This is a genomic window from Candidatus Odyssella thessalonicensis L13, assembly GCF_000190415.1.
GTDB lineage: Bacteria > Pseudomonadota > Alphaproteobacteria > Paracaedibacterales > Paracaedibacteraceae > Paracaedibacter > Paracaedibacter thessalonicensis.
Genome location: NZ_AEWF01000012.1, coordinates 34,304 through 53,318, shown reverse-complemented (window position 1 = coordinate 53,318; position 19,015 = coordinate 34,304). Strand labels below are relative to the sequence as shown.

General features: G+C 43.2%; 14 protein-coding genes. 4 read left to right on the top strand and 10 right to left on the bottom strand.

The features are described from left to right. Positions 1 to 88 precede the first annotated feature (88 nt). Complete coding sequence (locus HMO_RS0112860; protein ID WP_139016902.1) at positions 89 to 364, bottom strand: hypothetical protein; 276 nt, start codon at positions 362 to 364, stop codon at positions 89 to 91. A 254-nt stretch (positions 365 to 618) separates the two neighbouring features. Between HMO_RS0112860 and HMO_RS0112855 the strand changes: the two genes are divergently transcribed. Together HMO_RS0112855 and HMO_RS0112850 are read left to right on the top strand one after the other, a co-directional pair. Beyond that, complete coding sequence (locus tag HMO_RS0112855; RefSeq protein WP_010304229.1) at positions 619 to 2,613, top strand: hypothetical protein; 1,995 nt, start codon at positions 619 to 621, stop codon at positions 2,611 to 2,613. Positions 2,614 to 2,721: 108 nt separating this feature from the next. Continuing rightward, positions 2,722 to 3,423 (top strand): IS6 family transposase, encoded by a 702-nt coding sequence (locus tag HMO_RS0112850; RefSeq protein ID WP_029449147.1) that lies wholly within the window; start codon positions 2,722 to 2,724, stop codon positions 3,421 to 3,423. Positions 3,424 to 4,080: 657 nt separating this feature from the next. Here the strand turns inward: HMO_RS0112850 and HMO_RS15075 are convergent. The 4 genes from HMO_RS15075 to HMO_RS15945 all read right to left on the bottom strand — a co-directional run bounded on the left by HMO_RS15075 (position 4,081) and on the right by HMO_RS15945 (position 10,696). Next, on the bottom strand, positions 4,081 to 5,523 hold the full coding sequence (locus HMO_RS15075) for an RNA-binding domain-containing protein (RefSeq protein WP_139016901.1): 1,443 nt from the start codon (positions 5,521 to 5,523) through the stop codon (positions 4,081 to 4,083). A 157-nt stretch (positions 5,524 to 5,680) separates the two neighbouring features. Beyond that, complete coding sequence (locus tag HMO_RS15950) at positions 5,681 to 7,624, bottom strand: SEL1-like repeat protein (RefSeq protein ID WP_010304221.1); 1,944 nt, start codon at positions 7,622 to 7,624, stop codon at positions 5,681 to 5,683. Positions 7,625 to 8,015: 391 nt separating this feature from the next. Then, positions 8,016 to 9,731, bottom strand: a complete 1,716-nt coding sequence (gene traD / locus HMO_RS0112830; RefSeq protein WP_010304218.1) for a type IV conjugative transfer system coupling protein TraD — start codon at positions 9,729 to 9,731, stop codon at positions 8,016 to 8,018. After that, the gene (locus HMO_RS15945) at positions 9,728 to 10,696 is read right to left on the bottom strand and encodes a DUF6371 domain-containing protein (protein WP_010304215.1); all 969 of its coding nucleotides are present in this window, start codon (positions 10,694 to 10,696) and stop codon (positions 9,728 to 9,730) included. The genes traD and HMO_RS15945 overlap by 4 nt, the downstream gene beginning before the upstream one ends. 175 nt (positions 10,697 to 10,871) lie before the next feature. On the opposite strand from HMO_RS15945, the gene HMO_RS16905 reads away from it, so the two are divergent. Next, positions 10,872 to 11,093 carry a type II toxin-antitoxin system RelE family toxin gene (locus tag HMO_RS16905; protein WP_075261253.1) on the top strand — a complete coding sequence of 74 codons (222 nt, stop codon included), beginning with the start codon at positions 10,872 to 10,874 and terminating at the stop codon, positions 11,091 to 11,093. 63 nt (positions 11,094 to 11,156) lie between these two features. Then, positions 11,157 to 11,738 carry a hypothetical protein gene (locus tag HMO_RS0112815; protein WP_010304212.1) on the top strand — a complete coding sequence of 194 codons (582 nt, stop codon included), beginning with the start codon at positions 11,157 to 11,159 and terminating at the stop codon, positions 11,736 to 11,738. A gap of 11 nt (positions 11,739 to 11,749) precedes the next feature. Here the strand turns inward: HMO_RS0112815 and HMO_RS0112810 are convergent, their stop codons facing one another. From HMO_RS0112810 to HMO_RS15940, 5 genes are read right to left on the bottom strand one after another with little or no spacing between them, the layout of a single operon-like run. Beyond that, positions 11,750 to 14,536 (bottom strand): conjugal transfer protein TraG N-terminal domain-containing protein, encoded by a 2,787-nt coding sequence (locus HMO_RS0112810; RefSeq protein WP_010304210.1) that lies wholly within the window; start codon positions 14,534 to 14,536, stop codon positions 11,750 to 11,752. An 11-nt stretch (positions 14,537 to 14,547) separates the two neighbouring features. Then, positions 14,548 to 15,882, bottom strand: a complete 1,335-nt coding sequence (locus tag HMO_RS0112805) for a conjugal transfer protein TraH (RefSeq protein ID WP_010304208.1) — start codon at positions 15,880 to 15,882, stop codon at positions 14,548 to 14,550. Next, positions 15,872 to 16,654, bottom strand: coding sequence for a conjugal transfer protein TraF (locus HMO_RS0112800; RefSeq protein WP_010304206.1), 783 nt, complete (start codon positions 16,652 to 16,654; stop codon positions 15,872 to 15,874). Before HMO_RS0112800 ends, HMO_RS0112805 begins: the two co-directional genes overlap by 11 nt. Then, positions 16,641 to 18,410 carry a conjugal transfer protein TraN gene (locus tag HMO_RS0112795; RefSeq protein ID WP_010304204.1) on the bottom strand — a complete coding sequence of 590 codons (1,770 nt, stop codon included), beginning with the start codon at positions 18,408 to 18,410 and terminating at the stop codon, positions 16,641 to 16,643. The genes HMO_RS0112800 and HMO_RS0112795 overlap by 14 nt, the downstream gene beginning before the upstream one ends. Next, a complete protein-coding gene (locus HMO_RS15940) occupies positions 18,407 to 19,006 on the bottom strand; it encodes a TrbC family F-type conjugative pilus assembly protein (protein ID WP_010304200.1) in 600 nt (199 codons plus the stop codon). Before HMO_RS15940 ends, HMO_RS0112795 begins: the two co-directional genes overlap by 4 nt. Positions 19,007 to 19,015: the final 9 nt, after the last annotated feature.

Below are 19,015 nucleotides of genomic sequence, written 5' to 3'. Positions count from 1 at the left end.
CCCTCCTAACCTCTCTTAAGCATAACAAACCCTGTCACTTAATCAGTAATATAATCTATGTATTGCAAATGGCATAGATGAAATTAAGTTACTCAAAAGTGAAAGGTATACCGAGTTCTGAAAAGAGGGAATTAATCTCCCTAATAGAATCTGGATCCTTCCGGCCAAAAAGACAAAAGAAATATAGCTGCCGTGCTGATTCTCTATTGACTCTAGCATCTGCAACTGCAAGTTCGAGTGCTTCCATAACAGAGGGCCAAGGCGATTGATCTTTTGACTTGGCTGGTGGCGTGAGGCTCGACCGTAAATCACCTTCATATAGGGGCTCTGGACTAAATAGTTTGGTATCTTGGATCTCCATCAACTTGACGGCACCGATATTCTCAATATAATTGTAAGGAAGCTACTGGATTAATAAGCCATTTGCCAAGTCTAGGAGAGTAATTTACATATCTCAAAGGATACTGTGATAGAGCGCACGCTCAAACTTTCACTAATTCTTTATACTTTGTTGCCTTTAAAGACTAGTAGCGCTAAAAGCAAGAATAATATTTACAATAATTCTTTTTAGCATTATTAATAATCCACACTAAGTATAAAATAAGGTGAATTGTTGATATGAATAAATCGTCCTCCTTTAACTCTTTCCGCTTGAATGCTTTTTTACTCTCCATTTCTTCAGCTTTCTCAGGAATGTGCCTGGAGAATATAGCTGATGAGAAGATAACCTTTAGGTTAAACCCTGCCTCTATTACTATAGAGAATCCGAACTCCCATCTTTCTTGGAGCCTTCCTACCTCTTCTCCATTTATCCAGACTTACTGCCCTCTACCCTTTAGTTTAAGGCGCTATATTGAGCGAGCTAACTTCCTAGAATTTGAAAGCTTTTTACCTTCTTGGCGTGAAGATGAAGATTTATCGTACTTTGTAGAAACGCCCGAATTCTATCACACCCTGCAAAGTTATAAAAGAGGTGACGCTTACTTAGAGTGGGAAAGAGGCCCTTTTCGTTTCCGCCAATATTACATGCAACCCAATGAACTTCTTACTCTTTCAGCAGAACGGTTGGATAAGGACAAACATTCTAAGATTTACTATAAACAGCAGCGTTATTTAGATCCCAATGAGCATTTACTAGGAGAAGTCTATTATGACTCCGTTTACCGGATAGAATATTGGAAAGATAAGGAATTCTGGGCAATTGAGCTCCCTCAGGAGGAAGGGGGCCTCGATATATATTACCCAGAGCGTGGCCAAGCTATGAGAGAGGTTAAGAAAAGCCGCGCAAAAAACACTTATAAACAAACAGGGACATATTTATATAACGAGCCTCCACATTTCGCTTCACCTAGGGTGCGAAAAATAATTGAAAAAATAGAAGAGCAAGAATTAGGTGCCGATACTCAGCAAAAACTAAAAGCTTTATTCCTGGGCGGATTAGCATTAAGTGGCGGTATTGTTGATGGTTTGAGAAATTCTTCACTAACCACGATACAGACTCCTAGTGCTCATACGGAGGAATATACTACCCCTTCAAGCTGGACCTTCAATATGTCAAGTTCTGTGCTACACTATGCAACTTTCGTGAGTGCATTTTTACCACTCCAGCCCCGATTCATGGCAGCTAAGCTGATGCCTTTTACAATTAGCTTATTAGGACCCTGGCAAATGGCTTATGCGCAAGGTTTCAACCCGCCTATTGGCCCCTTCACAGTGAACCAAGTCTTACAAAGTGGAGCAGCAGTCGCTACACCAACTCATTCCATAACCCATAAAGTTGGTTTCCCTGATAACTCGAAAGGTTCTAAAATCTGCAAAAAAGCTACCCAAGAGTTTAATATAAATGTAGACCAAGTTTTTTCTGCCGTAAAAAACTATTTCGTTAGCACTGACTTTTCTGAACAAGGAGCTTTATTTGAAAAGATTATTGAGCAGTTGAGATTTTATAATATTTATGCTGAAGAGATTGCAAAATTTGCTCTACCTACGGAAGCAGATATTTTTACCAAGCTTCACGAAAGCAATAAAGAGAATTTAAAATTTCTTCAGAAAATAAATCTAGCTGATGCAAGTACACTTTCACGAACAGTAGAATCGTTTAGAGATGTACCTTACGAAAGAGATACCTATCAATTAAAGGAACTGCGTTTAGAAGATCGACACGACGCCATAATTAACGATCATGTTATAAATTTTTGTAAAGTTCATGAAAGAGCATTCGATTTAATTCTTCATAGTATTAATTTATACAGAGAGTATCATGATCTCTTGATGAGTACTTCTATGGACGCGAGCTTGGAGATCTTGGAGATCCAGTCAAAGATTTCTATTCTTAATGACATCTATGAAAAAGGAAGAGGTTTTTATCTGAAAACAATATTAGGCTTCTTGGAGGACCCGGCTTACGCCTCACTTAAAACCCATGTCGAAAATATATTTTATACTAATAAAAGCTTTTTAATTCACTATAAGCTTCATAATTTTCCTAAAAATCTTGACTTAAAATCTTATACAGTACGATACCAAAATGGATCATTAAGCTTATCCGAATTTACGCTAGACAATACGCCCTTGCCTACTATATTCCTGCGTAGTAACGATATATTTGGTTGAGGCTTTGGCTTCTAACTGAAATATTGGATTAGTCTTAAAGGGTTCCGTTGCAAATTTTTGAGAAGTTGTTAGGTTAAGGATAAACTATTTAAATAGATGGTCCCTGTAATGAAACCTAAAGAGTTCAGATATCGCCATTTTCTTCCCGAAGTTATCTTGCAATGCTTACGCTGGTACTTACGTTATCCCCTCAGCTATCGCCAATTAGCAGAAATGGTTAGTGAAAGAGGGATAAAGGTTGACCATACAACCATTTACCGCTGGATTCAGCATTACGCTCCCGAATTTGAGAAAAGGATACGTTGGTATGCTCGCCCTTCAGCTTGGTCTTTGAGGGTGGATGAAACTTATATTAAAGTCAAAGGCCAATGGAAATATCTCTATCGAGCAGTCGATAAATATGGGCGCACTGTTGATTTCATGCTGGCTCATACTCGCGATCTGGCCGCAGCTAAGCGATTCTTTAAGAAAATGCTGAAGCAATGTAAACATAGACCTTCGTCTATTACCACTGATAAGCATTCTTCTTATCATACAACTATCGAAGAATTAAAAAAAGAAGGGCGTCTGGATGAACGCGTCAAGCATAGGCAAATCAAATATCTCAACAATATCATCGAACAGGATCATCGGCGTATCAAACGCCGTACCCGGCCCATGCTAGGATTCCAATTTTTTAAGACGGCTAACCGAACACTCAAGGGAATTGAAGCTATGGCCATGATGATCAAAGAACAAACAATTTATTTGACAAAAAGCTTCCAGGATCAGGTTCGATTTTTCAATCGACTTTTTAACGTATACGCCTAAATTGCGTCCAAATCATCTTACCTTACAGCCTTAAACCAACTTGTTTCCCAATTTGCAACGGAACCGATTGGTATGGAATTCACCAGTTGATGCGTCAATATGCGTCGAATGTTGAGCTTGTCGATCCTAGAACCCTTAGTATTCCGAACCCTTAATTCTCTAGTAGCTAAGTTAAGGCCTAAATGGGAGCCTTAACTACTAGGATATATTATTCTTTAAAAAGCGTTGAGATAGGTAAGCCCAATGGTGGATGAGGAAGACTTTGACTATGTAATGACTTTTGAGGAGATCAAACAGATATTTGAAGAAGCTAAGAAAGCTTATTAATTCCCCTGATATCTTTGAGGAAGTAGAAAAGAAACTAGAATAGGCTCCAATTGCAGAAATCTACATCATATGATATCTTAATTACCTTTATGCAGATGAATCCAAAATAGGTGAAGCGATAGGGCAAGCTTTGCGTCGTTGCACAGGAAAACGACCTGATATCTTAGAAAAAAAATAAGGAGCTGTGGTTTTTAACTCCTTTTGTTATATGAATACGGATATAACCTCTACACCTACTAGACTACTGTTCAGTTATACGAAGGTACCTGACTTAGAAGTTTGGCCGGAGTTTGGCCGGAGTTTGGCCGGAGTTTGGCCGGAGTTTCCCTGCTAGGATTTCTTAAAAAACCAGGCTTTTGAACTGGTACGGCCTTTTGCCCCTAAAACCCCTACCTTTTCTAAATAAGATAATTCTCTTCGCATGGTTCTTTCAGAAGTATCAAAGGGTAATTTTTCCATTAGTTCTCTAATGTTTAAATTACCTTCAGAACGTAAAATATTTACAATGCTGTGTTGTCTATCAGTAAGTTGCTGGGTATCAGGAATTTTCTCAGCTCTAATAGTAGCATTCTCCGCAAACCGAAGAGTAACGCTCAATCCTCCAGAGTATTCCTTAAATTCCGGCAAAGGGAGGCCTTGAGTGTTACATAAGTTATACATTTTGAGAGTGCCAGTCCCCCATTTCTCGATGAGTCCTCGGTTATAAAATTGTGTTGCAACAAGCCGATTACGAGGTTGAGATTCATGGATTGTTTTCAAAGATTCAATTGTTATACCTTTAGGCAATCCACCATAATTCCATAATTCTAACCGATCGTCATATAGGGCAAGGTAAATGGAACTATTTCTATTGGAATAATCAGTATGGCAAAGAGCATTAATAATGGCTTCTCGAATAGCAAGAGGAGGTAAAGCTGGGACATCTACACGTTCGAAAGAGTTCTCCTGATAATGGCTTGCTATGGGTAAATGCCGTCGGATAAAATTATTGGCTTCGGCCAATATATTAAAAGCGTTCCCATAAAAGCTCTGATTATCTAAAAACTCACCAAGCCTATCTAGCCCCTTAAATCGAGCCATTTGGATATGAAACTGCGGATAATTCGGCAATACATCCTTAGCATAGAGGAGAACACACGCATTAGTAAGGTGATCATCTGAGATCAATTTTAAGCGCTTTAATACATCAGGTATGGTATCGGTCAAAGCAGCTTCAGGCAGCCTGTTTTCCTCAATTCCTAAACGTATTGTACGCCGGATCTCCTCATAATCAAGGTCATCAAGAGAATATCCAGCTGCACTAGCTTCATCCCAAGCATAATTAAGTTGGCCTCGCCTGACTAAAAGTTGCTCGTAATAATGCTGAGGCATCCTAGAAGTAGTTGATTGGGTGCGCATGAAAGCTCTGCCATCATAGCAATAAGGAGGATATAGTCCCTTCTCTACATGGAGCGCAATAACCTCTTTTCCTTCCAGTATAGGAATATACTCTACCGTAACCTCGTAAGGTGGCTCTAGTCTGTTTATCTCCTTGGCTATTTCTTGGCGAGTGCTATCTGTAACATCCTGACCAACGATTTTTCCCTTATCGCTGACACCCAATAAAACTGTGCCCCCTTTATTATTTAAAAAAGCACATAAAGTTTCTAAAGCTGGTTTCAATTGGGATGTAGTCTTTTTAAACTCGAGAGATTCGGATTCACCTATTTCTACCAGTTGTCTTAATTTCTCAATATTCATTGGTGTAATATAATTAATCCTTATTGACTTCACCTTATAATACTCTGTTCCGAAAAGCTACTATCCGACTGTGATACCACTACACAATGAATCTTATCAAACTAACTCAAAGGGAACTACTGCAATTCAGATATAGTAAATCCCTCTTTAAAGGAGGGATAGCTTGTCATTGAGCCTTTATAAAAAATGCTTACTGCGAAGTTGGAAAAATTGAGAGTAGGGCATTTAAATTATACTGCGACTCATAATGCCCCTTATTTGCAGCCAACCTAAACCATTTTATTGCTTCAGAATAATTATGAGGAATAAATTCACCTGAAATATAACAGACACCAAGGTTATATTGAGCGTCCATATCATCGTGGTCCGCCGCTTCCCTCAGTAATGCCATTCCTTGAGAAGGGTTTTTTTCTACCCCATTTCCCTGAATATAACGCATCCCCAAGTAAAGCTTAGCAGTGGTATCTCCATGAGCGGCGGCTCTTGTATACCATTTGACAGCTTTATACTGTTCTCCAACCGTTTCATAAAATTCCCCTAAACAACATTCGGCATCCTCCTCCTTTTGTTTAGCAGCTTGTTTAAGCCACCAACGAGCCTGATCTTTATCCTGCGGTACACCTTTACCTTTCTCATAGTAGAGCCCCAACCTAAGTTGTGCTGGACCATGACCTGCTTCTGCTGCCCTTGTTAGCCATTTGATGGCTTTAGGGTAACTAATATCTATCCCTTGGCCTTTAGAATAATTAACTCCTAGATTATATTGAGCTATTGTAATACCTGCTTTTGCTGCAATCTTATTTAAGCTTAACGATTTTACATGATCTCTAGCTACCCCCTCACCATTTGCATAAAAGGAGCCTAGATTGCAGTAGGCCTCTAGATTTCCTTGCTCAGTAGCCTTTGTAATCCAATAAACGGCTTGTTTTAAATCTATCTGTGTTCCTATCCCATCACTGTAGCAAAGCCCAAGCTTATTCTGAGAAAAGCCTCTATTAAGGCCTGCTCCATAACTAAATAATTTGAAAGCCATTTGCTGGGTTACTTTTGAAGAAGGAGAAGATTGTTTACCTAATCCACATAGATGACAACTTACTTGTTCAATTAAAGCCGCTGAACAATATTGGACGAGTGTTTGGTATATGAAAAAGAACTGATCTTTTTTAATCAATTCCTTAATAGTTGTAGCTAATTCCTTTGCATTAACATAAAAATTCTTAAGATAGTGAACGTTATCAGCAGAATAGGCAATCCCAGTGTCTAAAGATTGTAATACAAAGGAGAGTTCTAAAGAATATATATCCTTTGCTTCAACCCCATCCATAAGGGTGTCAACAAACTCTATAAATGGTTTTTTCTCAGGAAAGGTTTGATACGGAAATATATAACATAATAACAAAGTATGAGGGAGTTTTCTGTTGTTACAGAAATGATAGAATTTTTGGAGCCTTGCTATACTGTTGGGCGCACTCATATCAATAGGTTTAGGGTTCTTATCCGCTCTTAGATACTTGAACATAATTTGTCTAAATAAATACGTTACTTTCCAAGGAGTGAAATGAGAGGAAAAAAGCGGATGGTCATCCTTAACTAATTGCTGAAATGTGTCCTCGGTTAATATCATACTTTCTTTGCTTGCTGCAGAGAACTGGCAAAGAGCATTTAAAGAGGAAGAGCCTACGGTTAGAAAGGATAAGATCCTTAATTGTAATTCAGGAGGGAGATCATTCCAACCGATCTGTTCTTCTGTGAGTTCAATTTTACCTTGCTCTTTTAAACGTTCACAGTTGCGGCGTGATGGTTCTAACCCTAACGCGGCTGCCTTGAGGAACCAATTGTAGGCTCCTTGGTATTTGCCTTTTTTGCAAAGGATCACTGCATAATTATGCATAGCTTTTGCATGCCCTAATCTTGCTAATTTTAGAAATCTTGCGCTTGCTTCCTCTTCAGACTGGGTTACAGAGAATCCCTGAACCTTATTATCTCTGAATTGTAGAGCTTCCTGATAAACCATTTCATGGTTATCTATTTGAGCATTAACTGTATCCTCTGAAAGGGGGGAGTCCATTGCCTTAATAGCAATAGAATTTAGAAAGAATAAAGTTGCTGTAAATCTTAATAAAATACGCATCATTTTTATAGGTTCCAGATTTAATATTTCTTATTTTTTGATTGGTATACCAGGATCATAAGCATTATTTCAATATATTAGTGATGAGGGAGGTATAAATACTCTGTCAATCTATAAAGCAGCTCTCTATATGAAGAAAGAGATTCTTAGTTATTGTTTTAGGGTCACAAGTTTTCAAACATTTAGATGGAGAGAGAACTGTTATTTTCTAATCTAAGAAAGCTAGTAATTTCCTTGCTAATCTATAGCTCTAGCCAATACTCTTCCGCAATGGATAAGGAAAAGCAAGAAGGGCTTTTATCTTCCTCTCTTCCCTCTTTTTACCCCCTCCTTTTTATTGCACTAACATTTGCTTATCAAGCCACCCTTTATGTTTCATATTTTTGGGTGAAATTTAATCGTCCTCTAAGGAAACCAAAGGTTCTGCAACTGCTCTTAGCTGATGGTATTTGAACTGCACTTGTGCCACGGGATAATTCCCAGGTAATTTCAGGTATCCGTGTAAATCAGGAAGTTTCATAAGCTTATCAGCATTAATGGCCGCCTTCTCACGGCGGTGATCATTAAGAGAGACCCCGTCTCGCATCTGGTGGGCACCATAAGAGATGTTCTCAATAGACTCGGAAACTTCTTGCGATCCTAGCCATTTCGACACTCGTTCAGCCACATCGGCCCCTGCCACTCGGAAAACGACTTTAGTACTGCATAAGTTTGCAAACGATTTCACCAAATTATAGCCATAAACATCATCGAGAAGCGACATATCTTGCGTCCCCACAACCACACAACCGCCATATTTACGTGCTTCAGCCAGCATAGTATGAAAATCCGGAAGCTTCTTTAAGGCCGGCAGCTCGTCAATGATAAACCAGAGACGTCGCTCATCTGAGCACGGCAGACTCATAAGCGATTTGGTGGCAATGCTGGTCCACGCAGTTAGCAACGGTTTCATGGCTTCTCGCATCTCCGGTACGGATGCTAGGAATAGCCAGCCGCCTTTGTTACTTTCATCCTCAATCCACTGACGAATTGAAAACGGCTCTTGAGTCTCTTTAAGCCATTCTAAGCATTTAACATTCGCTGCCAGAGTGGCTCGAATGCTTATACTCATTTTTTCGCCTTCCGTATTCATAAAAGCCGCTGCTTGAGAGCCTTCATAAAAGCTGATGACTCTGTTTAAAGGAGTAAGGATTGACTTACTTAAAAAGCTACGGATACTCGCTTCACCGCGTTCTTGAAGACGTTGAGCGGTGGTCACAAAGAGAGTGCGGGCTGAGTTAATCCAAAAGTCATCCTCTTGCTTGGCCGGTAGAAAAGCCGCAGCCAAGGCTTCATAATGGTAAGAGGCGGTACAATCTGCCCAGATGGTCCAGTTTTCGGAGCGGGCATCCAGAGGGTTGAGAATTTTATCAATCCCCGGTCGGTAGTATTTCTCAATAAAATTGCCAGTCACATCGACAATAACGGCGCGCTGGTTTTTGGTGCGAATCTGTTGCAGAAGTTCATGGATACAATTGGATTTACCGGAACCGGTGGTGCCGACAATCAAAATATGCTGAAGCTCTTTATTGCGAATCAACGGCACATTCGCTAAGGTCAAGTCGGAGGCTTCCTTCTTCTTTTTGATCATTCTTTTGAGATCGGACGCTTCCACCACTTGGGTTCCTGATAAGATCTCTTTCTCGTTTGTGGAACGCCCGCGCCATACCCAAAATCCCATGAAAAGCAAAAAAGCCCCCAGCATCACAGCCAAAGTTTGGACTAAGCTTTGAAGGACTAACTGTTTTAGAATTTTGACCTGACGTTGCATCCACGGATGACGCAATAAATCTGCAGACTTAACCTTTTGGTGGTAACCCTCAGGAGTAATAAAGGTTTGGGTGGCTAGCTCTGGTTTGCCTAAAGGGAGATGTGTTTTCAAGTTTGCCTCTAGATAAGCCTTAAGAATATGGCGCTGATAAGGATGATGATCATGAGCCATTTTAAAGACAAAGAAGCTCACCCCTAGAATCAAGCATGCCATAAGAGTGACCGAGAGCACTTGCCGGAGCATGCGGATATTATGCAGGGTGACTTGGCCGCCTTGCGTAAATTTCTTAATTAAGCTCATTGAGGAATCTCCGATGAAGAAAGAGGAATAAGAGAAGGGACAATCTGCGGCGATAAGCTCGTAGGGGGATCGAGAGACACCGCCAGGTATTCTGCAATCCATGCAGACGGCAATGGATCTGCTAGGTCCCACTTAGGGGGTGTTGTCTTAGGCAGACGCACTCTACTGAGGCTTTGCACTCCAAGACTCAACAGATGTTTTTGAAGATGACACATAGCCTCAAACCCAGGGCGATCATAATCCGGCCATAAAATTACAGATCGTCCTTTTAAAGCGGTCCAATCTGTCTTTAAAACTGCTTTAGCCCCCCCAACATGGAACTGCGGCAACAGTGCCTGAGCGGCCTCTGCAGTCTTTTCGCCCTTCACAATAAGAATGGTCTGCGAAGTCTCTTTTAATTTTTCTAATCCATAAGGAGTTCGTCTTTCGCTAAAGCCTTTCCACCGCCAGCTTTCTTGGCCCTCTTGAGAGCGATGATAAGTTAACGTGGGGGTAATCTTATTGCCCTGAGTATCTTCTAAGCGGACCACATACCCTAAAAGGTCGCCGGAAAGGGAGCGATAAGGATGCATAGCTTTAACTTTTCGGCTTGATACCAGAAAACTTAAAGGGGGTCGATCAAAATCAGGCTTCAAGGCGCCGGGCGGCACAGGCAATACGAGCGACCATTCAGGTGTATGCCTTATGCAAAGCCAATCCCGTGCCCAGTGACATAAGTCTCTGCCATAAATTGCTTTAATGCGACTAATTAAGTCAAGCGCACTGCCATGAGTTTCACTCTCAAAATCATAAAAGCGCCCTTGATGAGGGCCGCCTATAGTAATGGATAAGCTTCCCTTTTGCCCATAGCGCCATTCTGTTGGCTTTTTGAATGTTGGCTCGCCGAGAAGCTCAAAAGCTAGATCGCTAATCCTTGAAGACAACTCTCGGTTGAGAAAGCGATAATAGTCACGATAATCTTGCATGAAGCGGTTTCCCTCCAGAAAGAGTCAATTGTAAATCATGGTTAATCCTTATAGAGCATCGTAAAACCCCTATATAATAAATTAGAAGCATGGAGGCAGAGAATGTTAGGTGTCCGTCTTTCCAAAGAGTTGGACTCAATGGATTCTTGAGTTCAATGAGTAAGCCCTTAAGGATTTGCACATACGGGATAAATCTGTTCAAAAAAAACTCTATGATTATTTGGTCAAGCGCATAATCTTGTGGGGCAATTCTCGTTTTAATGGAAAACCCTTGCGCGGTAACTTGTATGAGTTTTGGCGTTATGGGGTGTATCGTTTGATTGGTCATATTAAGGATCAAGACTGTACGGTTCTTACTGGTTTTATTGGGCACTACCGGGGAAATTATGAGAAATAAGGTGTTAACTGAGTGCCTTATTAAGAATTTCTTGCTATCCTGAAAGTGGAAGGAATATGAATTATGGGCCTCAAGACATTTGCAGACTATAAAGCTCGTCAACTTGATAAGATCCAGTTGTATGGTCAAAAGGTTTTTAATCGATCTCTTCTCTGCGCTTTGGGCGCAGCTCTGGTGATGCAAGAAGGGACTTACGGTTTGGCCCTCTATCCTTTGGCCAGTGTATTTTGGGATTGGTGGTTTTTCTCGTATAGTGGCTATAAAGAATCGACCCAAGTCACTGAAGCTTTTCTGGAGTGGAAGCAAATGACCCGAGATCAGATTGATCAATATGTAAGGATCATGCTGTACGCCAAACGCATTCTTCTGGCGATTGCCTTTGTGTGGGCAGCCTTTGATTCGTTTACAGAATCTCAGATTCTGCTGACTGATCTGTTTATTAATTACGCTATCTTGATGACTCTTTTTTGGGGACCCTTGCTCTGCTTTAGACTCATCAAGAGTCCTTATATAACTTTTGTTCTGGATGAGACTCGGGAGCTTTCCTTGCATAACCTCCAGAGGGATTCTCTTTCCGATCTTTGTGATCCAAGTAATCCGATTGGATATTACAACCCTGTGTCTATGAACTACAGGCTTAAGTAAATTTATTTCCATTATCTCTTTTTACCTTTATCAGAGCCGATCAAGCGTTGAACTTTATTACCAATAGTTTTTATGGTGGTCGACTCACCGATATTAGTAGCCGCTTTTTCCATAGATTTTCCGACTAAGCTTTTGTCTTTTTCTCGCTCATAGGTTTGATCAGCAAATGTATGATGCGCCGCCATCTGCGACTTACTTTTCCAAGTTTGCCCTTGTGCCCTGCCGAGCTCAGTTTTTGTTGCATCTCGCTTCTCAGTGATCTGAGTATCGAGATCTTTTTCTTGCTGTGCAAAGTTATGGCTGGCTCGCTTAGTATCTAAATCCGGATTATGGGTAGGCGCTAAGCCAATCTTTTCTTGATTGGCAGCATGAGCCTTATAAAGTTCTTGTTGCTCGCTTTGGCTACTTGACGGCGGCTGGGCCGTACTGGTGATGAGGCTGCTACTCTCCTGTTGGGCGGCTTCAGGATGATAAGCCAAGTATTGGGTAGCCGCTAGACGATCCCCTCCAAATTGTTCAGCAACTCGCTCCACCATGCTATCATTATTATTCGACGCAGAGCTGATCCCGCTTTGACGACTGCGGCTCGCCATTTCACTTAAAGATTGTGACCTCGACAAATGAGCGGACATGCTTTCACTATGAACCTTAGCTTCACTAAAATGAGCTTGAGCTTGATCCAAAGATTGGGTGTTAAAAGCTTTCCCGATCGAGGCTTTATTATCGAGCGCATAATTGACCGCTTGTTGAAGCCCTTCACTAAATTGTTTGCTCGTCTCACTATTTCGAGCTTTTGAAACCAGTTCATTATCTACGGCTCCTGCTTTAAAGCCGGCATTAGCACTTAACCCAAACATCTTGCCCAGCCCCCCATTTAGGCTGGCGCTCATCATTGCATCAAAAGCAACCTGCTTACTGAGGCCGTTTTCTGCAGCAAACCTATCTGACAACGCAGCTAAATGCTGCATTTGCTTTTGCAGATTCGCCGATTCTGCGGTACCAAAGCTCTCCTGAACCCCTTTATTCTCGGCCACACTTTTCGCAAAGCTGGCCAGTTCTTGAGTTCCCAAGCTCACAGACTTTTGCAGATTAACCCCTTCTTGATGGGCCGCACTTTGCATCTCTTGGCTTTGCCAAGCAGCCATCTGGCTAGAGCTGTCGTTCTGACTCAGATTGGTTGAAAAACTATGCTGATGCTCTTGCGCGACAATCGAGCCGCCAGCCCCATGAATGGTCGCCAGTTTACCATCATCAAAGCGCGAGCCATAATTGACGGCTGTGCCGAGCTGTTGTTGCGCAATTTGTTCATTACCCAACGAGCGATGATGAAGCGTTTGCGCATCAAACGTCACATTGCCATCCACAATTTCATTGCCGGCTTTGCTGGCAAAGGACTCGCCAATTTGACTAAAAGAAGAAGAGAGCTGTGAGAAGGCATGCCCCCCGGCCCGAGAAATCAGAGTCCAGGACAAGAAAGAAACCGTGTACTGTAAGCCCATGACGAAGCAGTAGGCACTATAAGCGGCGGTCGCCAACCCACTTTGAGTTTGAAGCGTGAGACCACTACTGAGGCCCATTAAACTGGAGTTTAAAGCTTTGGCGGCAAACATATGGCCTAAACAATTGATTACCGTAAACAAGACCGGCCACGTGGTAATCCAGATCATCACTTTAATCCAGGTGACAATATAACTCAGTCCTTTCGGGAGGAACGTTAAGGGCGCGATCACCGTAAAGAAAATCAACGCTAAAGCCAGAATAATCGTATGCAAATTCGGTAATTGCACTAGCGATAGCGAAGATTTCACCAAGGACGTCACATCTTGAACGGCTTGTCCACGTTCAGCTTCTAAATGGATAAGCGCCGCATCGTACTTTCCCAGGTCAAGCTCGTCCTTCTTATTGCGAGAGGCGGCATGATAGCTGTTGATCATCAATTCTTGTTGGATCACATTGGCAATGTTGGAAGAGCCCTTAGCTAAGAGATTCCAACCACTGTCAGCATACTTCTTTAAGTGGACTGTGGTGCGTTCGTCATCCACTTTCGTATGGAATAAACTAGAGGCTAAAGCAGAAAGACCCGTGTTGACTTCAACCGCGATCACTTCACGTATTTTTGCCGCACAGGCCTCACAGCTCATGAATTTTGAGGACCCTGTCGCTTCTCGCCAATAAATCCCCAACATCGGATGAGGGTTGGATGCAATAAATCCTAAAATATCGGTCGTCGTCTCGGCGGCCCGGCGCCCCGGGTCAATATTGGAATCAATATAAGGAACCTCAAAGCATTGATAGACAAAGTCTTTGATGTTGGCCCGCATAATCGGGTCTTTAATGGTAACTTTAGAGGCTTCATGGATGAGGCGCGCCCCAAACATTGGCCCCACCTTGGTAAAGCGCTGCGCCTCATTGTTGCTCAGTTTTGTCTCTAGGGTTTCGGCGAGATAATCGCCAATGCGGGAAGTTAACGAGGCCACGGCAGCAATGCCAGCCGGGACATTATCGACCTTTGAATATTCGAAAGTGGGGTCCACTTTATCAATAATATGAACCGAGGATTTGAGGCCAAAGAACAACCCCATTAACACAACGGTGGGTGCCAACCAGTCTTTAAAGAAAAACGGGATTGAGTTTCTGCCCAGCGCCACTAAAGCGGCATAAGCAAGGCCCATCGCGGCCGTTAATTGCCCCACAATCGTGAAGTAGGAACTGTCACTTTTAAAGAGAAGCGCTATGGCGTTTAGCACTTGCCAGAGGATTTCGCCGCCGCCATAAGTGTAAATAACGTACTCTTCCATGTCCCTCTCCCTTAAGTATTGCGAGCTTTAACTGAGCGTTCAACCGATTGAATGGCTTTATTGAAGTAATATAGCGAGCCATTATTAGCGCCAATCAGCAAGGCTTGTACCCGCAAACGCGCTTGTTGCAGATTCTCTTTGAAATGAGAAATAGCCGCATCTTCAAGCTGGACTTTTTGCAAATCATCCACCGCTTGGATCACTTCACTGATGACCCGGTCAAACTGAGTAAGCAGTAAGGTGGCCGCAATATACTCAGCCGCATCATCCATTAAGAAGGAGGTGCCGGCCGCCACGCTAACTTGAATGTATTTATAGATCGGCAAATTTACCGAATCGTTCAAAAACCCAATCTCTTCGTCGGTGGGTTTGCCTTTCTCAATATACTTCTGACGCAGCTCATTGATTTTATAGATCACCTTTGATTTCATGGTCGCTTGTGGTGAGCGGGCATCATCCTGAATCACCACACTCCTAATTAAAGGGGCCAAACATTTCTGAGTCTCATCACATACCAACTGTGAAGTCGATCCACCTTTGAGGTAAGCGCCAATAAACTCTTTCTGATCGGCGCGCGGTTCAATGGTCTTTAGGCGATAGCGGCCCCCTTCATTTTTGGAGATTAAGGTCCCGGTAATGGACATCACGAAAGAAGCCAACTCATGATTGTTCTGATATTCCGGCATTTTCTTCAGCACATGCCAGACCAGGTTATATTCGCCTGTTAACAGATCCTTATAACGACTCTGGGCGATATCCACTTGCGTAGCGACCTTGGTCTCATCCGCACAGTGCTTTCGGGCCGCATACCAACCAAAGTTGTCAGTATTTTTGGAGTCCATACAGATTTTCTCACTCGCCGCCGTTCCTTTGGGCCACATGCCTCCCACAATTTGCATTGACGCTTGACAGGAGTTCAACATCACCCCATTCATGTCTTGAATCTTTTTCTGGAGCTGCGCCATCATATTCTCGATCTGGGGCGCTTTCATTTTCATAAGCAACTGAAAGGCGTAAATCGGTATATTGGTTAAGATCTGGCGGCCAACTTCAATCAATTCCTCTCCTTTGAAGAAAGAGATGGAGCCAAAATACATATCCAAATTATTACAGCCGAGTCCAATTTTTGGCAGGCTGACATGAATCGGTTTAAATACAGTATTGCGTTGACGCATGACATAGCCGCCCCCTGTATAATAACCGGCCGACTGATCATGAAAGGCTCCGGGCGTCGATTGATTAACGGATCCGCCCAGACTCTCAAAGAACTTGTTAAGCGGCGAAGCAGAGGCCGAGGAAATTGCGAGTTTTAATGTTAGAGAAATAAGGATTTTTTTATTCGCCATCACGGAGCCTTCCTAAAGATTCAATAATCAATTTCATGTTGCTGCGCAGTTCATCGCTATTAACCAGCCCACGCGATAATGGCACCACTTCCCGCGTTTGCGGGTTGACCAGAAACAGAGCGGGATAAATGCCTTCGGGATTGATCACCGCCATAGTTCCATTATCAGCCACGGCATCGGTAAATTGCGGCAGCGGACTGCCATCCGGGGAGATGGCCTTATATTCGAATCCATAGGTGTCAATAAATTCCCGCACAATTGGCGCAAATTCATGGCAGAAGGGACATTCTTTTTTAAAGATAAAGAAAATGCCAAAATTGCGAGCCAACTGACGAATCTGCTGCGTGAGCTTTTTTTCTTCCTTTTCTTGATAAAGCTTGCGGTGGATCGGATAAGGTTGAGCCGCCTCATGATAATTTTGAGCATTTAATAAAGAGGCGAGCATCCAGAGCTTCTGAAAAACAGCCGCTTGATCCACCAAATTATTCTGCGCTCGCTGCATGGCTTGCACATTCTCCAGGGTCGGCTCGACCACCGCTTTAGCTTGAATTTCTTCAAACTCTTCTTGTTCTTTTTTTAAGCGCTCCCGATAAGTCAACTCTTTAGGGGCTTGGGGTCCCGTCACAGGTTTTTCAAGTTTAGGCGGTCCCTTGCGTTTCGGCTGAACCTTATACCAGAGCCATCCGTTGATGCCGGCTTCTTTCCACGCATCTGCATAGGCCGTGGTAAGGGAACAGGCAGCAAGAATTAGGAGAGATCTAAAAACTGTCATTGGCGCGTCCTTGCGTTATTTGCTTGTGCTTATCCGTCACCAGGCGAGATCCATCTTGAAGAGAGCGCTGGATGCCTTGGGCCACCGGTTGTGGGTTGGGCAGATTGGTTTTGTTGAGAATGTCCTCAAAAAGCTCCGAAAAATTGATCTTACTGAAATCAATGCGCATAAAGTCAGACAGCGTTAACTGATCACAGGTTGGGCAACGGGGCGAGCCAAAGCTCAGTCCCAGTTGCACCCGGCCTTGCTGCTGAATAATACGAGCTAGCTTGGTCGGATAACAGCAAAAGCTGGTTCTTTTCTCCGTACAGAGACCGAATTCCTTTCTGGCGCAATAGGTGCCCACAGCAATGCATTTATTAGCTTGACGTTGTTCCGCCAGCTTCTTCTCTGTTTCACTACACTGGGCTAAACCGATTTTCATGCCCCAGCCTTTTTGGACACAGCAATTTTTATAACTGGCTGGCTTGCGAGAACACTGATAGGCGTCTCCTTTAAAGATCTTCTGGGTATTGGGGTCCATAGTTTTATGCATATCTCTAAAAATGGCGAGCTTGGATAAGGAGTCGGCCATATCCTGATTAGGTGCCCAAGATTGATTCACACAATCGCCATCCAAGCAGAACGGCTTATCCTTGGGTAACTGGAAGTTGAGACGCCCGAGCTTGCCCTCATAACACTCATAGGTCTGTTCCCACTCAAGGCATTGGTCTCCCTCCTGGGTTTTGCAAATTGAGCTCACTTGAACACAGCCTTTTTCGAGAAGAGATGTACAGGTGTTCTCTGATTTGCCGTGACAACGATAGATCAGCTCTTCTTCCCAGCACTCAGAACTCACGGGAACCCCGTCAATCACTCGAGTGGCTGGGCCATTCAGACAGCGCGTGCTCACCAATTCGCACTCGCCTTGATCAATTAAACTTTCAAGAGTTTTACAATCCTCTTGCCAAACCAGCTTAAATACGGGGACCTCCACTTTGGTGATGACTTGGAATTCCATATACCGCTCTCCTATCAACTCACTGCTCGAGCGGCGCGACTTTTCATAAAAATAGTGAATGTGGCCACCATGAGCGCGCTTAAAAGTAACCGACGTAATGGCGTCTAAATTGAGATCAATCTTTTGACCGGACATCCCATCCACGCCGTTAAAAACAGCCTTGAAGGCAGCAATGACCTTAGGATGAGCCGGTGAGAGCTGAGAACGCGCCTGACCGCTGACCAGCGAGCGCATGTGGCCGCTTTTGTACACCGCAAGACCGCTGAGATTAACGGTGATGGTTTTCTCTTCTTGCCGCGTGTCGATCTGTTGCGGCACCCGCAGCCGTCTACATTGTGCTTCATAGCGGCTGCGGCCTCGACTACATTTATGAATCGTCGTTTTCATCGGCTCAGACTGACTTTGGGAGGCGTCTTTATCCTCCGCTTTCGAGAGGATTTCATTGGCCTGTTTAAAAATCGGATCATTAATGACGTCCACGTCATAAGGCGGCCGTTGATCAATAGAGTCGCGGATCATTTGATACGCTGGACTTTGAGCTGCTGCTTGGTATTTTGCCGACTCCATCGTTTTTTCATTATATTGGGCTTCAGGCACATTAGGCCCCACATAGCCGGGGATTCCGTCGGTTGAGCTCGGAACATAATTTTGGATCGTTGCGGCAAAAGACGTGGCCGCCTCAGCAAAATCTGGCCCCTCTGCATAAGAAGAACTTGAGGTCAACAAAGATAAAATGAGCGATAGTTTAAGGGTCAAAATTGATCTCCTAACTCTTTTAAGAACTGGGCAGCTAAAGTTCGCAACTCACCGAGATCTTTAAACTGGGTTAAGGCTTCCGCCACTGACACGTGCCCTTGCAAACGATCGGCAGCTTGAGACGTGGTCAAGATAAAGGTGGGGACCATCTGAACTTGATGCTCCTCGAACTTAAGGGGGTCAATTTGAGCTTGGATACCCAGCTCGGCAAAATAAAGGTGGGTGTCTTTAAAAGAATCATTAATCAGCCCGCGAAAGATTAGCTGCGCTCCGATCTTGGCCGCATCTGCAGCTAAACGTTTCAAAGACGCAGCCGATAAGCTTGAAGAAACAAAGATCAGGAGCTGACCCGCTGATGGATCACCCCGCTCGGCTTTTGAGGAGCTCAGCGACGAGAAGCAAGCTTTTTCAGGCTTTACTTTCTTCTCAATTTGATTCTCTAAATAAAGCTCTATGGTCTCCTTTTTGAGACGATACATCATTTCTGCTTTTTTCAGGTCTTCTTCTGCTTGAGCAATTAAAGCCTTTACGCTCTGGTCGAGAGTTGGTGTCGCGGAAGCACTTAAGATTAAAAGAGGGAAGAGAAGTTTTTTCATAGTTAGTTC